Source organism: Acidovorax sp. A79 (assembly GCF_041154505.1).
Lineage (GTDB): Bacteria > Pseudomonadota > Gammaproteobacteria > Burkholderiales > Burkholderiaceae_C > Acidovorax.
In genome coordinates, this window is sequence record NZ_AP028672.1 from 4,622,781 (window position 1) to 4,646,680 (window position 23,900).

Consider the following 23,900-nt stretch of genomic DNA (forward strand, 5'->3'; position numbering starts at 1 on the left):
CTAAGCAGATGGCATTGCAAATCATCGACCGCAGGCTCGCAGGCAAGAACAAGTCGGTCGGGAACCGCGAGCGCTTTGTCCGCCGCTTCAAGGAGCAGATCGCGGACAGCGTGCGCCGCGCTGTGTCCAGGCGCAGCATCCGCGACATCGAGCAGGCCGAGAGCGTCACCATCCCGCGCAAGGACATTGGCGAGCCCGTGTTCCACCATGGCCAGGGCGGCATCCACGACATGGTGCACCCCGGCAATGCGGAGCATGTGCGCGGCGACCGCATCGCGCGGCCCAAGGGGGGAACCGGCAGCGGCTCGCAGGCCAGCGACAGCGGGGAGGGAGAGGACGACTTCACCTTCACGCTGACCAAGGAAGAGTTCATGCAGCTCTTCTTCGAAGACCTCGCGCTGCCGCGCCTGCTGCGCACGCACATCGGAGAGAACCCGAAATGGAAGTCGCGCCGCGCCGGCTACAGCCAGGACGGCATTCCGAACAACCTGGCGGTGCTGCGCACCATGCGCGGGGCGCTGGGGCGGCGCATCGCGCTGGGCAAGGCGCCGCACCGCGAGCTTGTGGCGCTGCAGGCGCAGCTCGACGCGCTGCTGGCGCAGGATGACGGCACCAGCGAGGCGGTGGCCGAGCTGCAGCGCCGCATCGACACGCTCCGGCAGCGCATCGACCGGATTCCGTACCTCGACCCCATCGACCTGCGTTTTCGGGCCAGGGTGCAGGTGCCGGTGCCCAACAGCCAGGCGGTGATGTTCTGCCTGATGGACGTCTCGGGCTCCATGGACGAGGCCCGCAAGGACCTGGCCAAGCGCTTCTTCATCCTGCTGTACCTGTTCCTCACGCGGCACTACGAGACGATCGACATCGTCTTCATCCGCCACCACACCCAGGCCACCGAGGTGAGCGAGGAGCAGTTCTTCCACTCCACCGAGAGTGGTGGCACGGTGGTCAGCAGCGCGCTGGTGCTGCTCGACCAGATCATCCGCGCGCGCTACCCCGCTGGGGACTGGAACATCTACGCCGCCCAGGTCAGCGATGGCGACAACTTCACCAACGACAGCGGCAATTGCCGCAGCCTGCTGGTGGAGCGGATCCTCCCGCTGGTGCGCTACTTTGCCTACGTGCAGGTGGCCCAGGAAGAGCAGAACCTGTGGGACGAATACAGCCAGTTGCTGGCGCTCCATCCCCACTTCGCCATGCGCAAGGTCTCCGAGCCGGGCGACATCTATCCCGTGTTCCGCGACCTCTTCAAGAGCGAGGGGGTGCAGGTATGAACATGACCCAATACCCGGTGCTGGAGCGCCGCATCCGCGACAACCCCTGGAAGACCGCCCTCGTCGGCGAGCGCCGCCACCGCACCGTGCCCGAGCAGCTCCTGCCCGCCGGGGCGCGGCCCGCCCAGCCGCTGCCCGACCCGGGCGACTGGACGTTCGAGCTGATCGAGCGCTACCACGGCGCGATCGCCGCCACCGCCGAGCGCTTCGGCCTGGACACCTATCCCAACCAGCTGGAGGTCATCACCGCCGAGCAGATGATGGACGCCTACTCCAGCGTGGGCATGCCGGTGAACTACCGCCACTGGAGCTACGGCAAGGAGTTCCTGGCCACCGAGCGGCGCTACCGGCGCGGCCACATGGGGCTGGCCTACGAGATCGTCATCAACGCCAACCCCTGCATCAGCTACCTGATGGAGGAGAACACCACCGCCATGCAGGCGCTGGTGATCGCGCATGCGGCCTACGGGCACAACAGCTTCTTCAAGGGCAACTACCTGTTTCGCATGTGGACGGACGCCTCCTCCATCATCGACTACCTGGTGTATGCCAAGGACTACGTGGCCCAGTGCGAGGAGCGCTACGGCTTCGATGAGGTGGAGCGGCTTCTGGATTCGTGCCACGCGCTGGCCAACTTTGGCGTGGACCGCTACCGCCGTCCCTCCAAGAAGAACCTGGCACGCGAGCGCCTGGAGCGCGAGCAGCGCGAGGCCTACGCGCAGCAGCAGGTCAACGAGCTGTGGCGCACCCTGCCCACGCGGCCCGGCAAGGACGGCGCGGCGCAGGAGCACAACCGCTTTCCGAAGGAGCCGCAGGAGAACATCCTGTACTTCATCGAGAAGAACGCGCCGCTGCTGGAGCCCTGGCAGCGCGAGGTCGTGCGCATCGTGCGCAAGGTCGCGCAGTATTTCTACCCCCAGCGGCAGAGCCAGGTCATGAACGAGGGCTGGGCCACTTTCTGGCACTACACCCTGCTCACCACCCTGTACGACGAGGGCTACCTGAGCGACGGGGTGATGATCGAATGGCTGGGCTCGCACACCAACGTGATCTTCCAGCCCCCCGTGGGGCACCGCGCCTACAGCGGCATCAACCCCTACGCGCTGGGTTTTTCCATGTACCGCGACATCCAGCGCATCTGCCAGAACCCCACGGCCGAAGACCGGCGCTGGTTCCCCGACATCGCGGGCTCCCCGTGGCTGCCCACGCTCGACCATGCCATGCGCAACTTCAAGGACGAGAGCTTCATCGGCCAGTACCTGAGCCCGCACCTGATGCGCGAGATGCGGCTGTTCGCCCTGCACGACGATGCCAACGAGCGCGAGCTGGTGGTCAGCGAGATCCATGACGAGAACGGCTACCGCGGCCTGCGCCAGATGCTCTCGCAGCAATACGACCTGGGCACGCGCGAGCCCAACATCCAGGTGTGGAACGTGAACCTGCGCGGTGACCGCAGCCTGACCCTGCGCCATACCCAGTACCAGGGCCGCCCGCTGGGCGACGACACGCAGGAGGTGCTCAGGCACGTGGCGCGCCTGTGGGGTTTTGGCGTGCAGATCGAGAGCGTGGACGCCTACGGCAACCACCCGGTGCTGCTGCACACGGTGCCTGGGTCCATTGCGTGAGCGCGTTCCAGCCGCCGCTGCGGTGGCTGGAACGGCCCTGCCGTGCCGGTGGCGCCACTGCAATCACTGCCTTGATGCTATCAATTCAATAGCTTGCAACGCTTTATGGATAAGCGTAAGAGCCTCTTTTTGCTGAAAGTTCTGAAGCGGAGCGGGCCTCAGCCAGCCTGCGCCGCGCGCAGCGGACAGTCGGTGGCCACGCGTTCGGCCAGCGTCTGGCGCAACGCCTGCAGCGCGGCGATGCGCGTGTCGATCTCCTGCAGTTTGGTCGCCAGCACCTGCGCCAGCGCGGGCGCGGGGTCGGGCGCGTCCCAGATGCCGGGCAGCCGGTCGCCAATCTCCGCCAGCGTGAAGCCCAGCTGCTGCGCCATGCGGATGTACTGCACCAGCATCACCGCTTCGGGTGGGTAGTCGCGGTAGCCGTTGGCCAGCCTGCGCGAGCGGATCAGCCCTTGCTGCTCATAAAAGCGCAGCGCCTCGCGGCTCAGTCCCGAGGCGGCGGCGAGCTCACCGATCCGCATGGGCGTCCCCGGTGCTGGCCCTTTTTTCCGATGCCAGCACCCAGCGCAGGATGGCAGCCTGCACCGGCAGCAGCAGTTCCTTTTGTGCGTAGCCCACGAAGCCGGGGTAGGCCAGCGGGTCCACCGCCAGCTCGCGGCCCAGGGTGAAAGGCGGCGTGGGCAGCAGGGCGGGGTGACCCATCGCGGCCAGATGCTCTTCGGTCAACGGCGCCAGGTCGGCCTGCGTGGTGGCGCCGGCCTCGGCGCTGGCGGGCCAGCTGTCGGTGACCACCACATCCACCGCGTCCGGCAGCGCGGACGGTTCCACGAATTGCACGTTCGGCAGCGCCTCGTGAAAGCGCCGGTCGCACACCTGCACCAGCCCGAACCCCATCACCCGTGCCAGTTCGTGCCATGAGCGGAACACGTTGGTGCTGGGCCCCCACAGGCACACGCGTGCTTCCCGCAGCGGCTTGATCCGGCTGTCGACGTAGTACGCGTCGGTCAGCACCTCGCAGGGGTGGCCCTGGGCCGACATCGCATTGATCACGGGCCGGCGCGACGCCGCCGCGAAGGCCGAGAGCCGGGGGTGGTCGGACTCGCGCACCACGTACAGCGCGTAGAACGGGTCCAGGTAGCCGGCCAGGTCCTCGGGCCGCTCCCCGGTCTTGAGCAGATGGGGAAGCTCGGTGAACGCCAGGCCCAGCTGCCGGAACGCCTGGATGAACGTGGTGCGCGTGCGGATGCCGTTGCCCTCGAACGACCACGCCACGGTGCCCGCCAACGCGGGGCCCGGCGCGCCGCCCGCGAGCGCCCAGATCTGGCGTATGTCGGCAGGCTGCAGGTCGGCCAGCTGAAGAAGGTCCATGCGGATGCCCCAAAAAAGTGCTTGACCCTGAAGCGTACTTCAGGCCTGAAGCTCGGGGCCTCTTTCACTTCGATGACCGCACCGCCATGGCCACTTTCGCTGCCACGTTCCCAGCCTTTTCCGAATCCCGCTACCTGCGCGTCGTGCGTGCCAGCGGCTGGTACGACCTGCTCGTGACCTGGCCGTTCGCGCTGCCCTGGACCTTTGCCTGGCTCTACGCGCAGCTGGGGCTTGTCGCCCAGGCGCTGGCCCTGCCAGGCACGCTGCACCCGCTTGATACCACCCACATGCTGCTGGCCAACCTCCTGGGGTCGGTGGTGGTCGTGTGGTCGGCGGCGCGCATCGCGGCGCCTTCGCTGCTGCTGGGGCGGCTCGATGGCGTGGCTCGTTTCCTGTTCGCGGCATGGCAGATCTATGCCGTGGCCCATGGGGCCAGCGCCATCGTGCTGGGCTTCACCGCGTTCGAGCTGCTGTTCGGCGTGCTCCAGTGGTGGCGCGTGGCGGGCGCGGGCCTGGCGGCCTGCCCGCCCGGCCGCGGCCGCGTCAATGCGCGGGAGCCGGTGCGGGCAGCAACCTGAAGGCGAGCACGCCCGCGGCCAGCATGCCGGCGATGGTGAGCATCACGGCCACGTACGGGTCCGCGCCCCGCGCGGCCGCCTGCGAGGCGGCCAGGCCCGTCACCCACTGCATCAGCGCCACGCCCAGGAACAGCGCCATGGTGAACACCGCCATGGCACGCCCCGTCATGGCCGCCGGGTAGGACGAGCGCACGTCTGCGTACTGCAGCACCATGTAGCCCGACAGCAGGCCCACGGCGATGGAGCCGCCCACGTCCAGCCACTCGGCGTGCAGGAAGCCGATGGCGGCGAACAGCCCGGCGAGCAGCACGGTAAAGCCCGCCAGCCAGCGCCTGCGCCGCGCGGGGCCCGGGTCCAGCCGGCCGAAATAGGCCGGGGTGAACAGCGACACCAGCGACGACAGCATGGCCACGTTGCCGCTGGCCACCAGCGAATAGCCGTGCCGCTCGATCAACAGCGGCCCCAGCCACAGCCCGCGCAGCGTGAGGAACGACGCATACGTCATCAGCGCCAGCAGCATGATCCCGGCCGTGTGCGGCAGCAGGAACAGGGCGCCGAAGCCGCGCACCGCATCACCCACCGACTCGCGCGGCTGCGGGGCCTGCGCGGCGTGAACGGGGTGGGTGGGTTCATGCACTCTCCAGAAGATCAGCAGCCAGGCCAGCGCGGCCAGGCCCGCCAGCACGGCGAAGCCCATGCGCCAGGACGACTGCTGCACCAGCCAGGCCAGCGGCGTGCCCGTGAACAGCATGCCCAGCCCGCCCACGCCCATGGCCACGCCCGACACCATCGCGAAGCGGCTGGCGGGGAAGTAGCGCGCGATGAACACCGTGCAGACCAGAAACGCGGGCGCGCAGCCCACGCCGATGAGCACCTGGCCCAGCAACACGCCGCCGTAGCTCGGGGCCAGCGCCGAGAGCAGCGAGCCCGCGATGGCGAGCGGAAACGCCACCAGCAGCGTGCGCCGCACGCCGTACAGGTCGATGCCGATGCCCATGAAGAGCTGCATGGTGCCGAAGGCGAAGGCAAACGCCCCCGCGAAGACCCCCAATGCCTCGGCCGAGAGACCGAACTCCGCGCGCAGCCCGGTGGCCATGATGGCGGTGATGGTGCGAAACGCCTGGCTCAGCGCGAAGCCGGAGACCAGCGCGAGCAGCATGGCCCAGGCGGCGCGGGGCGCCAGAAGCGGGGAGGGCGTGGGAGAAGGGGGCGCCTGCACGGTGATGGATCTCCTGTAGTGCGCGGCGCCCCGGACTGCGGTTCAACCAGGCAAAGGGCGCGCTGCCCACCGAGGGTAACTGCACGGCGGCGCCCTGGCTGTCGCTGGCGGACAAGCCGGGCGGCTGCGGGGGCGCCGCGCGAAGGGGCGCCTAGGGTATGTCCCGACCCCCTGCCGGCGGCCAGCGCGGCGTGTCGGCCACCCCGCATCTTTGGCGAAATGTGCTCTCAATCGGGTGCTGCGCAGCGCATTGCGCCGCTGCATGGCTTCAATGGCACCCCGCGAAGGGGCTTTGGGGTCCGTCACGAGGGCGCCACAGGGGCGGGACAGACTTTAGAGGAGGCTCTCGATGTGGGGATCACCCCAATGACGGGCCAGGGGGCCTGAGGCACTCTTGTGGGCATGCCTTGCGCCGGTGTGGGTCATGGTTCTGAAGTCGCTGGTTTCGGTCTCTCGCAAGCAGGATGGCGCAGGCAGTGGGTGGTAGTGGCAAGGTTCGTGCTTATGGGGCCAGGGGGCCTCGAGCCGTTGGACGTTGGAAGTTGTCGGGTGGGCTGCAATGTGCACCGCGACGTCAGGAGTGACCGATGAAGAAGATGGTTTTGCTGAGTTCAGGCGCGCTGGCGACCCTGATGCTGACGGGCTGTGCCAGCCAGCCGCCCGCCCTGCAGGCTTTCAGTGAGCCGGTGGACCGCAGCAGCATGCAGTTCGCGTGCGGCAACGGCGAAAAGGTGGAGATGCAGTTCTATCCCGAACAGGGCATGGGTGTGCTGCTGCGCAGTGGCTGGACGGTCGATCTGCCCAAGCAGGTGGCCGAGACGGGGTACGCCTACAGCAATGGCCCGACGACCGTGCTGGGCAAGGGCAACGAGCTGACCATCCAGATCGGCCACCTGGCACCGATCTGGTGCCGCAGCAGCCGCCCCATGATGGTGGCCGGCAGCGCCCGGTAGCCTTCCTTTCCGCCCCGCTTTTTTCCTCGCCTTCTCCTTCAGGCGGGGCCGCGGGGCCGATGGCATGGCGCACGCCGGCCATCCCTGCGGTGTGCTGCGTGGCGCCCGCTCCATGTTCGTGCCCAGGGCCTGTGCGACGCCGCGGGCAGGTGCCCCGCGCGCCAGGCTCCGTGCGGCCCGGGCAATCCCCTTCCCTTGAACCCCGTACTTCGCGTGGCTGCGGCCGAAGTCCAACTATCCGGCGCGCGTGCGTGCGGGCGGATGTGATGACGGAAGGCGGGCTGCGCCGGCCGTTCGCCCGGCCTGTGCCGCCATCCGCACCGCCCCCCGCCGCCCGCCCGGCCCCTAGCTGCCGGCGGTGCACGCCTCGGGTGAGGCGGCGGCCGGGCGCTGCTCCAGCGTCAGCGGCTCCACCAGGTGGTTGCCATGGGCGTCGCGCACCGTGGCGGCCACCTCCCGGCTGTTGTCAGCCCGCGTTTCGCTGAACTGCAGCCGCAGGACCGCGGGCACGGTGCCCGTCAGCGCCAGGCCATTGTCGAAACCCGTGGTCTCCAGGGTGCCTTCCAGCACGGCCAGGCCCTGGGCGTCGATCTCCCAGGGGCCGGTGTGGATGAAGCGCCGGCAGGTGACGGTCAGCTCGACCAGCTCATCCTCCAGCCGCAGATTGACCTGGCCGCAGGTGGGACAGGGCACGCCCGCCGAGAAACCCGAGCCCGAGAAGTTGAGCACCCCGCTGATGGGCCCCGTGCCGGTTCCGCCCGTGCCGGGGCCGCAGGCGGCCAGGGCCAGCAAGGTGGCCAGTGTGAGCAGTCTGGCCCCGCGGGCCAGGCGTTCAGGAAGGACGTTCATCTTTGTCTGCGGCATAGAAGTAGCTGCCAAAGCGGGCGCGCCGGTTGCGCTCGCCGGGCGGGGTGTTGTGCTGGTCGTGGTCGTAGCGGGCCTGGGCCTCGGTCATCACCGTCTTGAACGCCTGGCGCCATGCCCTGGCCGCCACCGCATGCAGGCGCTGGGCGGACTCCTCGCTGAGCTGGTCCACGAAGACGGCCTGCTCCAGGTAGTTGTGCCCGCCTTGCAGGTTCAGGCTGGCGGCGGCCAGGTGGTCGTGCAGGTTGTCCTGCATCAGCCGCGCCATTTCCGCGAAGCCCTGGCGCGGCACGAAGCCCGCCGCCAGCAGCCGGACCTGCCCGTCCCCGCTTTCCTCGGCCATGCCCAGCCGCACCAGTTCGTCGAGCACGGCACGGGGCCGTACGTCGCTGCTGATGCCGGCCACCAGCGCATCGAAGTGGGGCGCATCGCCATTGCTGCTGCTGCGGGGCAGCGCGCGGGGCTGGCCTTCGTCGTCCAGGCAATCGGCCTGGCTCAGCCAGCGCGCCGCGACCTGGCTGGCCATGCTGAGGGGGGTCTCGGCGGGCCCGTCCTCGGCGGCGGGCTCGGCCAGGCGGCCCAGGTTGCGCACGTCGCGCCGGTGCACGCCGGACATCAGGCTCAGGGCGCTGTCGGTGGCCTTCTTGCCCGTGCCCTGCAGTTCGTCCTGGGCGGCCTCCAGGAACACCTTCTTCATGGCCGCCGCGAAGGCCGGGTAGGCCACGCCATTGCGCAGCAGCAACCGCGCCAGAGGGCGCAGCACATGCAGGGCGGAAGCCAGGACGATGGCGGAGCGGGAAGGCATGCGGGTGTGGGCGCGGGGCGTGTCAGGGGCGGGTGGCCATTGTCATACGGTTGACCGGTGGAAATTTTGTGGGATATTATCCCACTTATTCAAATCGAGGCCGGTGGCGAAGGCGCCCGGGGCCCAGATCCATCCACAGGGAGAAAAATCGAATGGCATACCGAGGGTTGATGAAGAAGGTCGCGGGCGTGCCGCCCGCCTGGCTGGCCGTGGCAACGGCCGCATTCGTGTCCGGGTGCGGCGGGGGCAGCGGGGATGGCGGCGGGCCGCTCACGCCCAACGAGGCGCGGCTGCAGGTCACGCGCTCTGGCGATCTGGTGGCGTACTTCAAGGCCAAGATCGCCCAGCGTGCCGCGCTGGGCTACAGCGGCACGGCCATCACCGTGCCCACCGTGGGGGCGCTGAGCGCCGCGGGCAGCGTGGTCGCCAACACGGGCGTGCCGCTGGCCGGGCCTGCGGTGGAGGAAGACGGCCTCATCAAGGCCGAGGGCGGCATGCTCTACGGCCTGCACCGGGCCTACGCCACGGACGCGGGCCGTGAACCTCCGCGTTTCTCGGCCCTGGCCCGCGCGGCCGATGGCAGCCTGAGCAACGTGGGCCGCGTCACGCTGGACGCGAAGTTCATCCCCCATGGCCTGTACGTGGCGGGCGGCGGCACGCGTGCCGCCGTGTTGTCCCAGCAGGACCCGTATGCCGATCGGCAGCCCATCGTGGCGGCGGACGCGGGCATCACCGTGATGCCCGAATACAGCCGCATGCTGTCGCTGGACCTGTTCTCGGTCGGCAAGGACGCGGCCCCGATGCAGCTCAAGCAGATGCGCATCGACGGGCTGCTGGTGGGCAGCCGCCTGATTGGCAACACGCTGTACCTGGTCACCACCTGGTCGCCCGACCTTCTGCGCTTCAACGTGCCTGCCGGGGCTTCGGCATCGGCCGTGGAGGCCGCGCTCAAGGACCTGAACACCGCCGCGCTGATTCCGACCCTGCGCGTGGACGGCGGCCAGCCCCAGCCGCTGGTGAACGAAGCCGACTGCCTGGTGCAGACGGGCAATGCCTCGCTGTCGCTGCAGCTCACTTCCATCACGGCCATCGACCTGGCGTCATCGAACCTGGCGCGCACGAGCCGGTGCTTCGCGGGGGGCAGCGAGGCGGTGCACCTGGGCGCGCGCAGCGTGTACGTGGCCAGCTCGCGCCAGTACCGCTATGGCGGCGACGTGATCAACACCGTGTTCCCGGCGGGCAGTCGCACCGACATCCACAAGTTCACCTTCCGGGGCGCGCAGGTGGACTACGACGCATCGGGCAGCGTGGACGGCCACCTGGGCTGGGACCTGCGCCGCATGCCGTCGCGCCTGAACGAGCACCAGAACGACCTGCGCGTGCTGACCTTCACGGGCGCGGCGGGCCAAAGCGGCATGCCGCCGGTGACCATCCAGGCGCAGCAGGCCTCGCCCGCGCTGCTGACGGTGCTGCGCGACAGCGGCAGCGACAGCCGCCTGAGCGTGCAGGCCAAGCTGGCCCTCAAGCCGCGCACGGCACGCGGCGACCAGCAGGTGGACACCGTGTTCTTCGCGGGCCCACGGGCCTATGCCACCACCTTCGCCGCGGCCGAGCCCGTGTGGGTGCTCGACCTGGCCAGCCCGGCGAACCCCACGGTGGCGGGCGAGCTGGCGGCTGGCGGCCATGCGGACCACATGGTCCCGCTGCCCGGCGGGCTGCTGCTGGGCGTGGGCAAGGACAGCACGCTCGGCGGCACGGCCGAGGGCATCCAGCTTGCGCTGTTTGACGTGCGCAACCCGGCGCAGGGCCGGCGGCTGGCGGCCGGGAAGCTGGGTGGCCGTGGCAGCATCACCACGCTCGACAGCACGCGCCCCGTGCTCGACGTGCAGGCCCTGGACACCCGGGTGCGCCTGGCGTTTCCCGCCCGGGTCTACCAGGCCCCGACGGCCGCCGGCACATCGCCTGCGCTGCGGGGCTACCAGGGGGCCGCACGGCTGGAAGTGAACACCAGCGCGGGCACGCTGGCGCTGCGCTCCATGGCCGTCTCCACGCCCATCCTGAACGGCGACACGCCCGAGCTCCACCAGCGTTTCGACATCACCAGCGAGCGCAGCCTGCAGGTGGACAACGCCGCCTACCAGCTCTCGGGCGGGCAGGTGTTCACCAAGGTGGGGGACTAGGCGGCACCAGGATGAACGTCCCGGCGCGGCCAGTGGCGGGCTGGGCGGGGACGCGTGCTCAAGGGAGAAAAAACTACAAAAATAATAGCTGCCAGCGCTTGTGTGGAAAGCGCTGCCGGCATCTCGAAGGCCTGTCCGCCAGGGGGCGGCAGGCTTCTTTTTTGCGTGCTGGCAGGCCCGTGCCCCGCTGCTCAGAGGTCCGTGCGCAGCTTCCAGATCTCGGGGAACAGCACCACGTCCAGCATCTTGCGCAGGTAGCTCACGCCGCCGGTGCCGCCCGTGCCGCGCTTGAAGCCGATCACGCGCTCCACGGTGGTCACATGCCGGAAGCGCCACAGGCGGAATGCGTCTTCCAGGTCGGTGAGTTCCTCGCCCAGCTGGTACAGGTCCCAGTGCTCCTTGGGGTTGCGGTACACCACCAGCCAGGCCTGCTCCACGCCGTCGCTTTCCGCGTAGGGCTGGGTCCAGTCGCGCTCCAGGTGGCTGGCGGGCACGGGGATGCCGCGGCGCGCCAGCAGGCGCAGGGCTTCGTCGTACAGCGAGGGCGCCTCGTACGCGGCCTGCACCTGGGCCCGCAGGTCGGCGCGGTGCTCGTGGGGCTTGAGCATGGCGCGGTTCTTGTTGCCCAGGGCGAACTCGATGCTGCGGTACTGGTAGCTCTGAAAGCCGCTGGACTGGCCCAGGTACGGGCGCATGGCGGTGTATTCGGGCGGCGTCATGGTGGCCAGCACGTCCCAGGCGTGCACCAGCTGCTCCATGATCTTGGAGACGCGCGCCAGCATCTTGAAGGCCATCTGCAACTCGTCGTTGGCGATGTGCGCAATGGCCGCGCGCAGCTCGTGCAGCATGAGCTTCATCCACAGCTCGCTGGTCTGGTGCTGCACGATGAACAGCATCTCGTCGTGCGCGGGCGAGAGCGGCTTTTGCGCGGTGAGGATGGCGTCGAGCTGCAGGTAGTCGCCGTAGCTCATCGACTGGCTGAAGTCGAGCTGGGCGCGTTCCTCGTGCACGATGGACTCGGGCAGGGGCGTGGCGGACGCTGCGCTGGCAGCGCCTTGCGACGGGGTTTGCGAGAAGGGGCACATGGTCAATCTCCTTCCCGGTCAGGTCACGGCGTGCGTCTGGTTGAACTCGGGCTTTTGCCAGTCGCCGCTCTCCAGCACCTGGCGCAGGTGCTCCACGGCATTCCACACGTCTTCAAAGCCCAGATACAGCGGCGTGAAGCCAAAGCGCAGGATGTCCTTGTGCGGGCCCTGGCCGCCGTCGCCCTTGCGGAAGTCGCCGATCACGCCGCGCGCGATCAGCGCCTGCACGATGGCATAGGCGCCGCTGCCCTGGCCGTTCACGCCGGCGCCTTCGTCGCGCGTCAGGCACACCTGCGAGCCGCGCCGGGCATGGTCGCGCGGCGTGGCCAGGCCCAGGCCGTGGCCCGCGCAGCGTTCTTCCACGAGCTGTATGAACAGGTCGGTGAGTGCCAGCGACTTGGTGCGCAGCGCGGCCATGCCGCCCAGCGCCTGCGCGGCCGTGAACACGTCCAGCCCGCACTGCAGCGCCGACAGGCTGATGATGGGCTGCGTGCCGCACAGGTAGCGCGTGATGCCTGGTGCGGGTTTGTAGTCGGGGGTGAAGGCAAACGGAGCCGCGTGGCCCCACCAGCCCGACAGCGGCTGCCAGAAGCGGTCGGCGTGGCGCGGGTGCACCCACACAAACGCCGGTGCGCCGGGGCCGCCATTCAGGTACTTGTAGCCGCAGCCGATGGAGAAGTCGGCGCCCGCGCCATGCAGGTCGACCGGCACCGCGCCCGCGCTGTGCGCCAGGTCCCACACGCACAGGATGCCCTGGGCATGCGCTGTGGCCGTGATGGCGGCCATGTCGTGCATGGCGCCGGTGCGGTAGTTCACGTGGGTGAGCATCAGCACGGCCACGTCGGGGGCCAGCGCGGCGGCGATCTCCTCGGGCTCCACCAGCACCAGCTCCAGACCGCGCTCCTTGCACAGGCCCTCGGCGATGTACAGGTCGGTGGGGAAGTTGCTGCGCTCGCTCACGACGCGCTTGCGCGCCGGGCCGTCCTCGCGGGCGATGTTCAGCGCCGCGCTCAGAACCTTGTACAGGTTGATCGAGGTGCTGTCGGTGCAGACCACTTCGTTCGGGCCCGCTCCGATCAGCGGGGCCAGCTGGTTGCCCAGGCGCTGGGGCAGATCGAACCAGCTGGCGGTGTTCCACGATTTGATGAGGTCCGTGCCCCACTCGCGCGTCACCACATCGGCCACGCGGGCTGCCGCGGCCTTGGGGGCCACGCCCAGCGAGTTGCCGTCCAGGTAGATCACGCCCGGGGGCAGGGTGAAGTGCCCGCGCAGCGGGGCGAGGGGGTCTTGCGCATCGAGGGCGCGGCAGTCTTGTGCGGTGAGGGTCATGGTGGCAGGTGGATGGTTTGCTTCTGTTTTGATAGCTATTGGCGCTTGTCCATCAAGCGGTGGTGGCCAAAAAGGTTTGAAAATGCGGTAGTTCAGGCCAGCCGCCGCAGCACGGCGCGCACCGGCGATGCGTCGGCGGTGGCGAGCCTGAGAGGCAGGGCGATGAGCTCGTAGTCGCCTTCGGGCACCTCGTCGAGCACCAGGTTTTCGAGCACGCGCAGGCCGCGGTGGCGAATGACCTGGTGGCTGTCGAGCGTCTTGCTGTCCGCCGGGTCGATGCTGGCGGTGTCGATGCCCACCAGCAGCACGCCCAGGTCGGCCAGCCGCTCGATGGTGCCGGGGGCGTAGGCCGCCAGCGCGTCATCCCAGCGGTCCACCGGCATGTGTTCGTAGGTGCGCACCAGCACGCGCTGGGGCAGGGTGGCGTCCACCGCGTGCGCGATGTGGTCCCAGGTGATGAGCGGCCCGCGCGCGATGGCGTGGATCACGCGGCAGGGGCCCAGGAAGGCGTCGAGCGGCACGTCACCGATGCTGGCGCCATGCTCGTCGTAGTGCAGGGGCGCATCGGCATGCGCGCCCACGTGGGGCGACAGCGTGATGGCGCTCACGTTCACCGGGCAGCCGGGCCCGATCGTGGCGCACCACTGCTGGCTGTAGGCCGTGTCGCCCGGGAACACGGGGCTGCCCGCATGCACGGGCGGCGAAATGTCCCAGAGCCTGCGGGCTGTGGAAGAAGAGGGGCTGGTTGGCATGGGACAAAGTTTGCATGTCCCGCAAAAACCATGGTGTCGGTTATTTCCAACACCTTTCGCATTTTGTTGAGGCCTAAACGATCTGCATGACAGGCCTGGAAGATCGGCCCTGCCGCCAGCGGCGGCAGCCCGTGCCGCGTGCGCGCCCGGTGGCTGGCGCGGTCTCTGGCCTGGAACCCCCCGGCAGGGCGACGGGCGCCCTGCGCAGATGCCGCAGGCGGCCGGATGCGCCTGGCGGGGCGGCCCAGGAAGGGCCTGTCAGGCAGCGCGCGGGAGGGGAATGCCGACGAAAAAGCCCACGCCCCGGCCATTCAGGCCGTCCCCCAGCCGCACCTGTCCGCCCATGCGCAGCACGGCCTGCCGCACGATGGCCAGGCCCAGCCCCGAGCCGTTGGCGGCATGCCCCAGGCCCCGGTAGAAACGCTCGAACACCCGGCTGCGCTCGGCGGCGGGAATGCCCGGCCCGTCGTCCTGCACCGCCAGGTGGAGCTCGCCGGCTTCCTCGCGCAGGGTGAGCGACACGCTGCCGCCCGACTCGGCATAGCGCACGGCGTTGTCGATGAGGTTGTGCGCGATGGATTCGAAGGCGGGCAGGTCGAGCCGCGCGGGCAGGCTGTCGGGAGCGTCCAGCGACAGCTCGATCTGCCGCGCCATCGCCTGCGGCGCGGCCTGTGCGAGCGCGGCGCGCAGCCACTGCGCCACGTCCAGGTCGCGCGGTGCGGGGCGCTGCGCCTCGTCGAGCGCGGCCAGGTCCAGCAGCTGCTGCGCCAGGTGCGAGGTGCGGGCAATGGCCTGCTCCAGGTGCGCCTGGGCCTGCGTGCGTTCGTCCTCGCTCTGCGAGCGCGCCATCACATGGGCCTGCGCCGTGATCACGGCCAGCGGCGTGCGGATCTCGTGCGCGGCATCCTGCACGAAGGCCCGCTCGCGCTCGACCTTCTGGCGCAGCTGGGCGAAGAGGTGGTCCAGCGACTGTTCCAGCGGCTTGAGCTCGCGGTGCCGCGCGTTGAAGCCCACGGGCTTCAGGTCGTCGGTGTTGCGCTGTGCGATGCGCCGGGCGAGTTGCTGCAGGGGGCGCAGGCCATTGCGCACCGACAGCCAGACGGGCAGCAGCACGAAGGGCGAGGCCAGCAGCAGGTAGGGCACCAGCGCACGGCCGTTGTACTGCAGGAAGTTGGAGTCCGTGCGTTTGGGCTCGATCACCCGCAAGGCCCAGCGCGCGTTGTGGCCCGTGTAGATGCGGTAGACGGTGCCGCCCAGACGGGCCTCCGTGATCACGCCCACCGCTTCTGGCGTGGCGGGCGGCGGCGTCAACGGTTGCAGTCCGGGCGATGCGAATACCGGCTGGCCGGTGGCGGCGTCTTTCAGTTCATGCAGCAATGTGCCGGGCAGCAGGCCGATCTGGCGACGGCGGATGTTGGTCCAGTGGTCGGTCGAGGCCAGAGCGGCGGAGGCTTGCGAACGGTCCGTGAGGTGGGCCAGTGAGTCCAGCACCGCGTCGCCATACTTCTGCAGGCCCGGGTCATAGGTGATGGCCTGCTTGTAGTTGACGTAGTTGTAGCCGAGCAGGACAACCCACACCAGGACGAAGGCCACCATGACCGAGATCACGCTGCGGCGCACCAGCGTGGGCTCGGCCAGCCTGGTCCAGGCGGTGTGCAGCTTGCGGGGAAGGGAGACGGGGCGGGTCATGCCTGCAGCAGATAGCCCACCCCGCGCACGGTGCGGATCAGCTCCGGCCCGATCTTGCGGCGCAGGTTGGACACGTGCACTTCGATGGCGCCGAAATCCACGGGTTCGCCCAGCGGGTCCAGCCGCTGGGCGAGCACGCCCTTGGGCACCACGGCGCCGGGCTCGCGCGCCAGCTCCAGCAGCAGCTGGAACTCGCGCGGCGACAGATCCAGCGGCTCGCCGCCGCGCCGCGCCTGGTGGCGCCGGGGCTCGACCACCAGCTCGCCCAGCACCCACCGCTCGCTGGCCTGCCGCGCGCTGCGGCGCAGCACCGCACGGATGCGCGACATCAGCTCGGCCGTGGCGAAGGGCTTGATCACGAAGTCGTCCGCGCCGCCGTCCAGCCCCGCCAGCCGGTCCTCGACCGCCGAGCGCGCGGTGATCACGATGATGGGCACCTGCTGGCCCTGCGCGCGCCAGCGGGCGAGCAGGTCGAACCCGCTGCCGTCGGGCAGGGTCAGGTCCAGCAGCACGCAGTCGATGGTGTTTGCGTCCACCGTGGCCGGCGCATCCACGGCGCGGCGCAGCCATTCGCTGGTCAGGCCCTCCACCTTCAGCGCGGACTGCAGCGCGCGGCCCAGGTCGAGGTCGTCTTCGATGAGCAGGATGTGCATGGGAGGCATTGTGGGGGCTGGCAATGCGCGGCGGCCTGTAGCGTGCGCGATCGGCGGACCTTCTTTGGCGTGCCTTAAGCTGGGCTCTTTCACAATCCCAAGCACATCAACAAGCAATATCGGGAGCGGGTGGCATGCAAATGAAACGGTTCTGCACATGGGCAGGTCTGGCGGTGTGTGCACTGTGGCTGGCGGGTTGCGCCAGTGGCCCTGCGCACCCTGCACTGGTGGGCGGTCAGTTGCCCGATCTGGTGCCGGTGCGCGACTTCGTGGCCAGCCGGCAGTCCACCGGTGGTTACCGGGTGTCGCCGGACGGCCAGCGCATCGCCTGGTTCGGCGTGGATGGCGTGGTGCCCGCGATCTGGGTGCAGCCTATCGACGGTGGCAGTGCCAAGGCCTTCCGCATCCGGGCCCGATCTATCCGCTTCAGCGCAGACAGCCGCTGGCTGGGCATCACGGCCGACCTCACGGGCGATGAGAACACGCGCATCTTTGCGGGCGAAGTGGAGGGCCCCGGCACGGACTTGCGCGAGCTGATGCCGGCGCCCCGTTCGGTGGCGCATTTTGTGGACGCCGTGGAGGGCACTGCCGACTTCATCGTCACCTCCAACCAGCGCGACAAGAAAGTCTTCGACCTGTACCGGGTCAGCGCTGCAGGCGGCGCGCCGGTGCTGCTGGCCACCAACCCTGGCAACGTCAACTGGTGGGGCGTGGACCCGGGTGGCCAGCTGCGGGCGCGCGCGCAGTTGCGCGGCGACGAGGCCCTGCTGGAGCGTCCAGGCACGGAGCCCGGCAGCTGGGTCACCGTGGCGCAGCGCAGCCGCTGGGACACCCTGAGCATCTTTGGCCTGCACGACGAGGGGCGCAAGGCGTGGGCTCTGTCCAACCGTGGCCGCGACAAGCTGGCGCTGGTGCGGCTCGACATGATCACCGGCGCCGAGGATGAGTTGTTCGCATCGCCCGATGTGGACCTGGACAGCGTAACGCTGAGCCGCCGAACGCGCGAGCCTTTGGTGGCCAACTTCATGCCAGGCTACCCGGCGCGCCAGGTGTTCGACCCCGCGTTGGCCGCGCGGCTGTCCGCACTGGCGGGCGAACAGCCAGCAGAGGTGTTCGTGACCAGCATGGACCGCACCGACACTGTGTTGGCGGTATCCGTCTCGACGGACCGAGGCACGCGCAGCTATCTGCTGCGCGAAGGGCAAGAGCCACGGCTACTGGGGGAAAACCGCCTGAGCCTGATTGCCAAGGACCTGGCACCGACCAGGCCCATCACCTACGTCGCTCGCGACGGCTTGACGGTGCATGGATACCTCACACTGCCTCAGGGAGTGGTGCCGCAACGCTTGCCGATGGTGCTGCTGGTGCATGGTGGTCCCTGGGCGCGCGACCGCTGGGGCGATGGGGCCACAAGCCGTGCGATGCAGCAGTTTCTGGCCAACCGGGGCTATGCCGTGCTGCAGGTCAACTACCGGGGTTCCAGCGGCTATGGCCGCGCGCACATGGAAAGAGCCATGGGTGAATTCGCGGGACGCATGCACGATGACCTGGTGGACGGCGTGCGCTGGGCCGTGGAGCAGGGCGTGGCCGACCCGACGCGCGTGGCGATCTACGGCGCGAGCTACGGCGGCTACTCGGCGCTGGTCGGCGCGACCTTTACCCCTGAGGTCTTTGCCTGCGCCGTGGACGTGGTGGGCGTGACGGACATCGCCCGGCTGCTGGAGGCCGCGCCGCCCTATTGGGAGCTGGGCCTGCCCTGGTGGCATCGCTATGTGGGCAATCCGGCCGTGCCGGAGGACCGCGCCCGCATGGATGCCAAGTCGCCCCTGTACCGCGCCGAGCATGCGCAAAAGCCCATCCTCGTCATGCATGGCGTGAACGACCCCCGGGTGAAGCTGGATCAGTCCGAACGGATGGTGGCCGCACTGCGCAAGGCGGGCAAGGAGGTGGACTACGTCACCTTCACCGGCGACGGCCATGGCAACCAGAAGTGGAGCAACAACCTCACCATGTACCGCAAGACCGAAGACTTCCTGGCCCAATGCCTGGGCGGGCGCACAGGTGGGTTCGACTACTACCAGCTGGGCGCGTGGGCGTTTTGACCATGCCGCGCGGTGCCTGGGTTCTGACGGTGTGGGCGATGATCGGTGCTGGCGCTGCCGCCGCCGCCGCGCAGGCGGCTGATCAAGGTTCCACGGAAGCGGTCTACACGCGGGCGCGTGTGGTGTCCGTGGACCGCGAAAGCGGGAGCGGCGGCAAGAAGCTGTATGTGCGCCTGAAGTTGCTGCCCCGCGCGAAGATTCCGTTCGCGACGCAGACCTTTCGGGTCGTCGACGCAAGCCTTCTGGCCGGCATCTCCGAGGGCGCATGGGTCAGGTTTCAGGCTCGGCGCGTGGACGGTGAAAACACGCTGACCGCCATCCACATTGCTGACGAGTGCAAGCGATTCGAACCCTGCGACTGATGGGGGCTCAGGCGTAGAGCGTTCCCGCTCGCAGGGCTGCCAAGGCGTTGCTTAGGTTGATGCGCGCCTGCGCTTCATGGCGTTCATGGAACCATTCCGTGCCATAGATTCGCGGCCGCTCCAGAAACCCCTGCAGCACCGCGCTGCGCCCCGCTGCATACCGTGGCCAGCGCACGAAGAAGTACTCACGCCGCACATTGCGCTCGAACTGGCGGTAGACCGCGTCGATCTGGCCGAGGATGGCCAGATCGATGTCGACAACCCATTGCGCATCACCGGCCAGCGCGCCGGGGTTGTGGCGGGTGTCGAGGATGTGCTGGTGCACGCGCAGGACCATGGGCTCGGGCAGGTTCTGGCTGCGCAGGAAGCGCATGGCCCCGTCGGCACTGCGCTCCTCGTTGTGCTTGCTCCACGGCCAATAGATCGCGTCATGGAACCACAGGGCGAGGGCGGTGGCATGGGGGTCTTGCAGGGCACCGGGCTGCTGATCCTGCACCGTTTGCAGGTGCCGCAGGCAGGCCCACAGATGGGTGGTGTCGTGGTACGCGCGGGGCCAGTGGGCCCAGCCCAGGATGAGGCGCCGGCCCTCGGCGCGCCAGGCGGGGGTGTCGCGGCCCAGCGACTGGCCCAGCGCGTTCCAGTGCGCCTGCAGTTCGGCGCCATGGACGGGCTGGCGGCGCCAGGGCATGGTGGAGAAGTGGATCAGGCCACGCGGCCGAGCAAAAGGTACTCCATGAGTGCCTTTTGCACGTGCATCCTGTTGTGGCTTCGGCGCGCGGCCTGCGGCCGCTTCACGTCCGCTGTGCGGACATGAGCCTGCGCCGAAACAGGCTGCCGGCGCGGGCGCGCCACCGGATCGCATGTCATGCAATCCGGCCGAGCAAAAGGTACTCCATGAGTGCCTTTTGCACGTGCATCCTGTTTTCTGCCTCGTCCCACACCACGGACTGCGGCCCGTCGATCACGTCCGCTTCGACTTCTTCGCCACGGTGGGCGGGCAGGCAGTGCATGAACAGGGCGTCCGGCTTGGCGGCGGCCATCATTTCGGCGTCCACGCACCAGTCGGCGAAGGCTTTCTTGCGCTCTTCGTTCTCGGCCTCGTAGCCCATGCTGGTCCACACGTCGGTGGTCACCAGGTCGGCGCCTTGGCAGGCTTCCAGCGGGTTGCTAAAGAATTGATAGCTGCCAGCGCTGATTCCGCCTGCGCCAGCGGCCAGTTTCTCATCCACTTCGTAGCCGCGCGGCGTGCTCACGTGCACCTTGAAGCCCAGCAGCGATGCCGCCTGCAGCCAGGTGTTGGCCATGTTGTTGCCATCACCCACCCAGGCCACGGTCTTGCCCTTGATGGCGCCGCGGTGCTCGATGAAGGTGAAGATGTCGGCCAGGATCTGGCAGGGGTGGTATTCGTTGGTCAGGCCATTGATGACCGGCACGCGCGAGTTGGCGGCAAAGCGCTCGATCTTGGCCTGCTCGTAGGTGCGGATCATCACCAGGTCGACCATGCGGCTGATGACCTTGGCGCTGTCCTCGATGGGCTCGGCGCGGCCCAGCTGGCTGTCGCCCGTGGTCAGGTGCACCACGGAGCCGCCCAACTGGTACATGCCGGCTTCAAAACTCACGCGCGTGCGCGTGCTGGCCTTCTCGAAGATCATGGCCAGCGTGCGGTCCACCAGCGGGTGGTGCTTTTCGTAGGCCTTGAATTTCTTCTTGATGAGCGCGGCGCGCTCGAACAGGTAGGCGTATTCGTCGGCGGTGAGGTCGTTGAACTGCAGGTAATGTTTCATGGATGCAATGTATCGCGGCGGGCCTATTCGGCCAGGATGGCCTTGACCAGCGGGGTCAGCTTGGCGACGATCTCGTCGGCCTCGGCGGTGGTGAGGATCAGCGGCGGCACCAGGCGGATCACGCTGTCGGCCGTGACCGACAGCAGCAGGCCCGCCTCGGCCGCGCGGCCAATCAGCGCGCCGCAGGGCTTGGCAAGCTCGATACCCAGCATCAGGCCCTGGCCGCGAATCTCCTTCACGCCGGGCAGGCTGCCCAGCTCGCGCTGCAGCGCCGCGCGCAGGTGGTCGCCCACGGTGACGGCGTTGTGCAGCAGGCCGTCCTCTTCCATGATGCGGATGGTCTCGACCCCGGCGCGCATCGCCAGCGGGTTGCCGCCGAAGGTGGTGCCGTGGTTGCCGGGCTGCAGCACGTTGGCGGCCTTGGGGCCGGCCACCACCGCGCCGATCGGCACGCCCGAGCCCAGGCCCTTGGCCAGGGGCATCACGTCGGGCACGATGCCCGCCCATTGGTGGGCGAACCACTTGCCGGTGCGGCCCATGCCGCACTGCACTTCGTCGATCATCATGAGCCAGCCACGCTCGTCGCACAGCTTGCGCAGCTGCTGCAGGTATTCGATGCGCATCGGGTTGATGCCGCCTTCGCCCTGGATGGTCTCGAAGAACACGGCCACCACGTTGGGGTTGCCTTCGGTGGCCTTCCTGATGGCTTCGATGTCGTTCAGCGGCACGCGGATGAAGCCTTCCACCAGCGGGCCGAAGCCGCTGTAGATCTTGGGGTTGCCCGTGGCCGACATGGTGGCGATGGAGCGGCCGTGGAAGGCCTTCTCGTACACCACGATCTCGGGCTTGGCGATGCCCTTGTCCACGCCGAACTTGCGGGCGATCTTCAGGGCCGCCTCATTGGCTTCCAGGCCCGAGTTGCAGAAGAACACGTTCTGCATGCCCGACAGCTCCACCAGCTTGGCCGCGAGCTGTTCCTGCAGCGGCACGTGGTAGTAGTTGGAGGTGTGGATCAGCTTGGTGATCTGGTCCTGCAGCGCGGGCACGAGCTTGGCGTGGTTGTGGCCCAGGGTGTTCACGGCGATGCCGCCCAGGCCGTCCAGGTATTCCTTGCCGTTCACGTCCCAGACTCGGCTGCCCTGGCCACGGGCCAGCGCGATGGGTACGCGGCCATAGGTGTTCATCACGTGGGGCGAAGCTGCCGGGGTGGTGGCGGTCATGCAGAAATCTCCTGACGGTACGGTGATGGGCTGCCCTTGAGGGATCGAAGCCCGAGAAAGCGAAGCACGATTCTAGGGGGAGCACGATGAACGGCTGTTGACGATTGCGCATTACTGCAATGCGGCGCGGCCCACGCTGTTTCGGGGCCTGATCCGGAGTCCAGCATGTGGATTAGGGTCCCAGCTCTTATATAAGAGTTAGAATGCGCGTTGCGGTGCAGCATGCAGTGATCCTGCCTTGGCCGCGCCCCACTACCACTCCAATCCCGATGGTTTCCCCCACCTCCAAAGAAGTCTTCATCCAGGGCATTACCCATGACGGGAAGACCTTTCGCCCCAGTGATTGGGCCGAGCGGCTGGCCGGGGTGATGAGCAGTTTTCGCCCGGGCGGAGCGCGGCCCGGCAGCCATCTGAGTTACTCGCCCTGGTGCATTCCGACCACGCTCAACGGGGTGAAGTGCGTGGTGGTGCACCGCGACCTGCGCGACCACGAACCCATGGCCTGGGACTTCGTCATCAACTTCGCACGGGACAACAATCTGCAGGTGGCCGAAGCCTGCCTGTTGCCAGACCCGCCCCCCGCGCCTTCCGCCAGGCCTTGACCTTTCCCCCGGTGCGCCTGCGCCGGCAGGTGCGGAGCGTCTTTCGTGGCGTGGCCGGCCACTTCCGGGGCCCCGGTTCCACCGCCGTTCAGTGTTTTGCGATCACGCTGCACCGTGGTCAGAATCCGGTGCGGGGCTGGCGCGCAGGAGCTGGTCCGACCGCAGCCTGGCCATCCAGGCCTTCTCCACGAACGGGTCCGTCACCCCGTAGTGCCCGTGCCGGACGCGCATGAGCAGGTTGGCGGAGGTCATCATCCCGATCACGCCCTGTACCTCCTGGGCCGTGGCCTCGCGGCCAATCTGCGCTGCGTAGGCCTTGAGGGCGTCGGCGGTGAACACGCCCTTGACGTCGCCACCGATGCTGCAGATGCGCGAGAACACGGCCTCGGCCAGAGGGCCCATGGCTTCCACCTTCTGCAGTTCGACGTCGGCAGCGGCCGCGCCCAGCGATTGGGCGATGGTCGGCAGATGTTCGTCGGGCCGCGCGTCCGGCGGCAGGCTGCGCAGGATGTTCAGGGCCTTCATCAGCTCCTCGGGCCGGCTCCCCATGCTTTTGAAGGCCGCCTCTGCGACGTCCGGGGCCGGGAGCATGGGCCCGAGCTGGGGGCGGACCTGCTCCAGCACGTAGTCGATGAAGTCCCGGCCCAGCACCGGAAACTCGTTGGTCACCGCGCCGTTGAACGCCTGGTTGCCCTTGAGCGTGAGCTCCTGCACCCGCGCGCGGTGGGAGCCCGTGCCCAGGAACAGGAAATAGCCGGGCGTGCCGGGGCGGGTGTTGATGGCGTCGCGCGCGGCCTTGAGCGCGTGCAGCATGTTGTCGCCGTCGGCGCTGCCCAGGGCGTGCTGGACCTCGTCGATGATGAGTACCACGTCCGTGCGGGCCTGGTCGATCAGTTCCTTGAACGCCTGGGCCAGGCTCACACCTTTTTCCTTGCCCACATCGGAGAGCTTGAACCCGAACTTGAACCCCGCCGCGCCGGCATCGACGCTGGAGACATCCTTGAGCCGCCTGAGGATGGCCGAGCCCGGCGTCTGGAGCTCCTTCAAGGCCTTGCGGATCGCCTCGTGCACCAGGTCGGCCGGGTTGGCCTGGGGCTGGCTCCACAGGTCCACATAGACCACGATGGCGCCCAGGGCCTCCAGCGCGGGGATCAGGTCGGTGGCCAGGAAGGTGGTCTTGCCCACGCGCCGCTGCCCCGCCAGGAACAGGCCCGAGCGCAGCGACGTGTCGAGAAACGAGGGCCGCAGCAATTGCGTGGCCATCTCCTGCGCGAGGGCGGTTCGCCGGAAGGTCATGGTTTATTGGTTTTTATGAAATTCCAATAATTATGGTTCTTCAATAATTTATCGTAAAGAGACGGGGCGCGCCATTTGCATCCAGAAACGAAAAAACCGCCCGAAGGCGGTTTGTTCGTTTGCTGGCAGCGCACCCGTTACAAACGGCGAACGGCGGATG

Annotated in this window: 22 protein-coding genes; 8 read left to right on the forward strand and 14 right to left on the reverse strand. The window is 68.5% G+C overall.

From position 1 onward, the window contains the following. The first annotated feature begins 8 nt into the window (after positions 1-8). Positions 9-1,274 carry a YeaH/YhbH family protein gene (locus ACAM51_RS21250; RefSeq protein ID WP_218293655.1) on the forward strand — a complete coding sequence of 422 codons (1,266 nt, stop codon included), beginning with the start codon at positions 9-11 and terminating at the stop codon, positions 1,272-1,274. Next, positions 1,271-2,899: a SpoVR family protein gene (locus ACAM51_RS21255; RefSeq protein WP_369641781.1), complete on the forward strand. Its 1,629-nt coding sequence runs from the start codon at positions 1,271-1,273 to the stop codon at positions 2,897-2,899. The genes ACAM51_RS21250 and ACAM51_RS21255 overlap by 4 nt, the downstream gene beginning before the upstream one ends. Positions 2,900-3,057: 158 nt before the next feature. Here ACAM51_RS21255 and ACAM51_RS21260 read toward each other — a convergent pair whose 3' ends face one another. Further along, positions 3,058-3,420, reverse strand: a complete 363-nt coding sequence (locus tag ACAM51_RS21260; RefSeq protein WP_218293657.1) for a MerR family transcriptional regulator — start codon at positions 3,418-3,420, stop codon at positions 3,058-3,060. Further along, entirely contained in the window at positions 3,407-4,267 is an 861-nt protein-coding gene (locus ACAM51_RS21265) for an ornithine carbamoyltransferase (protein ID WP_369641782.1), read from the reverse strand. The genes ACAM51_RS21260 and ACAM51_RS21265 overlap by 14 nt, the downstream gene beginning before the upstream one ends. A gap of 86 nt (positions 4,268-4,353) precedes the next feature. Here ACAM51_RS21265 and ACAM51_RS21270 point away from each other — a divergent pair, with 86 nt between their 5' ends. Beyond that, the gene (locus ACAM51_RS21270) at positions 4,354-4,845 is read left to right on the forward strand and encodes a hypothetical protein (protein ID WP_218341871.1); all 492 of its coding nucleotides are present in this window, start codon (positions 4,354-4,356) and stop codon (positions 4,843-4,845) included. On the opposite strand, the gene ACAM51_RS21275 is transcribed toward ACAM51_RS21270, so the two are convergent. Next, positions 4,811-6,004: a nitrate/nitrite transporter gene (locus ACAM51_RS21275; RefSeq protein ID WP_218294418.1), complete on the reverse strand. Its 1,194-nt coding sequence runs from the start codon at positions 6,002-6,004 to the stop codon at positions 4,811-4,813. The two genes, ACAM51_RS21270 and ACAM51_RS21275, sit on opposite strands and share 35 nt — an antisense overlap. Before the next feature lie 647 nt (positions 6,005-6,651). Between ACAM51_RS21275 and ACAM51_RS21280 the strand changes: the two genes are divergently transcribed. Continuing rightward, positions 6,652-7,017: an MliC family protein gene (locus ACAM51_RS21280; RefSeq protein WP_218293660.1), complete on the forward strand. Its 366-nt coding sequence runs from the start codon at positions 6,652-6,654 to the stop codon at positions 7,015-7,017. Between the two features lie 345 nt (positions 7,018-7,362). Here ACAM51_RS21280 and ACAM51_RS21285 read toward each other — a convergent pair whose 3' ends face one another. Both ACAM51_RS21285 and ACAM51_RS21290 read right to left on the reverse strand, forming a co-directional pair. Further along, on the reverse strand, positions 7,363-7,866 hold the full coding sequence (locus ACAM51_RS21285; protein WP_369641783.1) for a hypothetical protein: 504 nt from the start codon (positions 7,864-7,866) through the stop codon (positions 7,363-7,365). Further along, complete coding sequence (locus ACAM51_RS21290; protein WP_218293662.1) at positions 7,850-8,686, reverse strand: DUF6502 family protein; 837 nt, start codon at positions 8,684-8,686, stop codon at positions 7,850-7,852. Before ACAM51_RS21290 ends, ACAM51_RS21285 begins: the two co-directional genes overlap by 17 nt. Positions 8,687-8,838: 152 nt before the next feature. Here ACAM51_RS21290 and ACAM51_RS21295 point away from each other — a divergent pair, with 152 nt between their 5' ends. After that, positions 8,839-10,866, forward strand: a complete 2,028-nt coding sequence (locus ACAM51_RS21295) for a beta-propeller domain-containing protein (RefSeq protein WP_369641784.1) — start codon at positions 8,839-8,841, stop codon at positions 10,864-10,866. A gap of 191 nt (positions 10,867-11,057) precedes the next feature. Here ACAM51_RS21295 and kynA read toward each other — a convergent pair whose 3' ends face one another. The 5 genes from kynA to ACAM51_RS21320 form a co-directional block, all read right to left on the reverse strand. After that, a complete protein-coding gene (kynA, locus tag ACAM51_RS21300; protein ID WP_369641785.1) occupies positions 11,058-11,951 on the reverse strand; it encodes a tryptophan 2,3-dioxygenase in 894 nt (297 codons plus the stop codon). 18 nt (positions 11,952-11,969) lie between these two features. Beyond that, positions 11,970-13,280 (reverse strand): kynureninase, encoded by a 1,311-nt coding sequence (kynU, locus tag ACAM51_RS21305; protein ID WP_369641786.1) that lies wholly within the window; start codon positions 13,278-13,280, stop codon positions 11,970-11,972. 92 nt (positions 13,281-13,372) lie between these two features. After that, the gene (gene kynB / locus ACAM51_RS21310) at positions 13,373-14,032 is read right to left on the reverse strand and encodes an arylformamidase (protein ID WP_369641787.1); all 660 of its coding nucleotides are present in this window, start codon (positions 14,030-14,032) and stop codon (positions 13,373-13,375) included. A gap of 258 nt (positions 14,033-14,290) precedes the next feature. After that, positions 14,291-15,721, reverse strand: coding sequence for a sensor histidine kinase (locus ACAM51_RS21315; protein ID WP_369641788.1), 1,431 nt, complete (start codon positions 15,719-15,721; stop codon positions 14,291-14,293). Then, complete coding sequence (locus ACAM51_RS21320; protein ID WP_218293668.1) at positions 15,718-16,374, reverse strand: response regulator transcription factor; 657 nt, start codon at positions 16,372-16,374, stop codon at positions 15,718-15,720. Before ACAM51_RS21320 ends, ACAM51_RS21315 begins: the two co-directional genes overlap by 4 nt. Positions 16,375-16,508: 134 nt before the next feature. On the opposite strand from ACAM51_RS21320, the gene ACAM51_RS21325 reads away from it, so the two are divergent. Further along, a complete protein-coding gene (locus tag ACAM51_RS21325) occupies positions 16,509-18,476 on the forward strand; it encodes a prolyl oligopeptidase family serine peptidase (protein ID WP_369641789.1) in 1,968 nt (655 codons plus the stop codon). Continuing rightward, positions 18,464-18,838 carry a copper-binding protein gene (locus ACAM51_RS21330; RefSeq protein ID WP_369641790.1) on the forward strand — a complete coding sequence of 125 codons (375 nt, stop codon included), beginning with the start codon at positions 18,464-18,466 and terminating at the stop codon, positions 18,836-18,838. The genes ACAM51_RS21325 and ACAM51_RS21330 overlap by 13 nt, the downstream gene beginning before the upstream one ends. Before the next feature lie 7 nt (positions 18,839-18,845). Here the strand turns inward: ACAM51_RS21330 and ACAM51_RS21335 are convergent, their stop codons facing one another. From ACAM51_RS21335 to ACAM51_RS21345, 3 genes are all read right to left on the reverse strand, one after another. Further along, the gene (locus ACAM51_RS21335; RefSeq protein WP_369641791.1) at positions 18,846-19,526 is read right to left on the reverse strand and encodes a hypothetical protein; all 681 of its coding nucleotides are present in this window, start codon (positions 19,524-19,526) and stop codon (positions 18,846-18,848) included. 175 nt (positions 19,527-19,701) lie between these two features. Beyond that, positions 19,702-20,622: an ornithine carbamoyltransferase gene (gene argF / locus ACAM51_RS21340; RefSeq protein ID WP_369641792.1), complete on the reverse strand. Its 921-nt coding sequence runs from the start codon at positions 20,620-20,622 to the stop codon at positions 19,702-19,704. Positions 20,623-20,645: 23 nt separating this feature from the next. Next, complete coding sequence (locus ACAM51_RS21345) at positions 20,646-21,842, reverse strand: aspartate aminotransferase family protein (RefSeq protein ID WP_218293674.1); 1,197 nt, start codon at positions 21,840-21,842, stop codon at positions 20,646-20,648. A 269-nt stretch (positions 21,843-22,111) separates the two neighbouring features. Between ACAM51_RS21345 and ACAM51_RS21350 the strand changes: the two genes are divergently transcribed. After that, positions 22,112-22,444 (forward strand): DUF3579 domain-containing protein, encoded by a 333-nt coding sequence (locus tag ACAM51_RS21350; protein ID WP_218293675.1) that lies wholly within the window; start codon positions 22,112-22,114, stop codon positions 22,442-22,444. Positions 22,445-22,546: 102 nt separating this feature from the next. On the opposite strand, the gene ACAM51_RS21355 is transcribed toward ACAM51_RS21350, so the two are convergent. After that, complete coding sequence (locus ACAM51_RS21355; protein WP_369641793.1) at positions 22,547-23,740, reverse strand: AAA family ATPase; 1,194 nt, start codon at positions 23,738-23,740, stop codon at positions 22,547-22,549. Positions 23,741-23,900 lie beyond the last annotated feature (160 nt).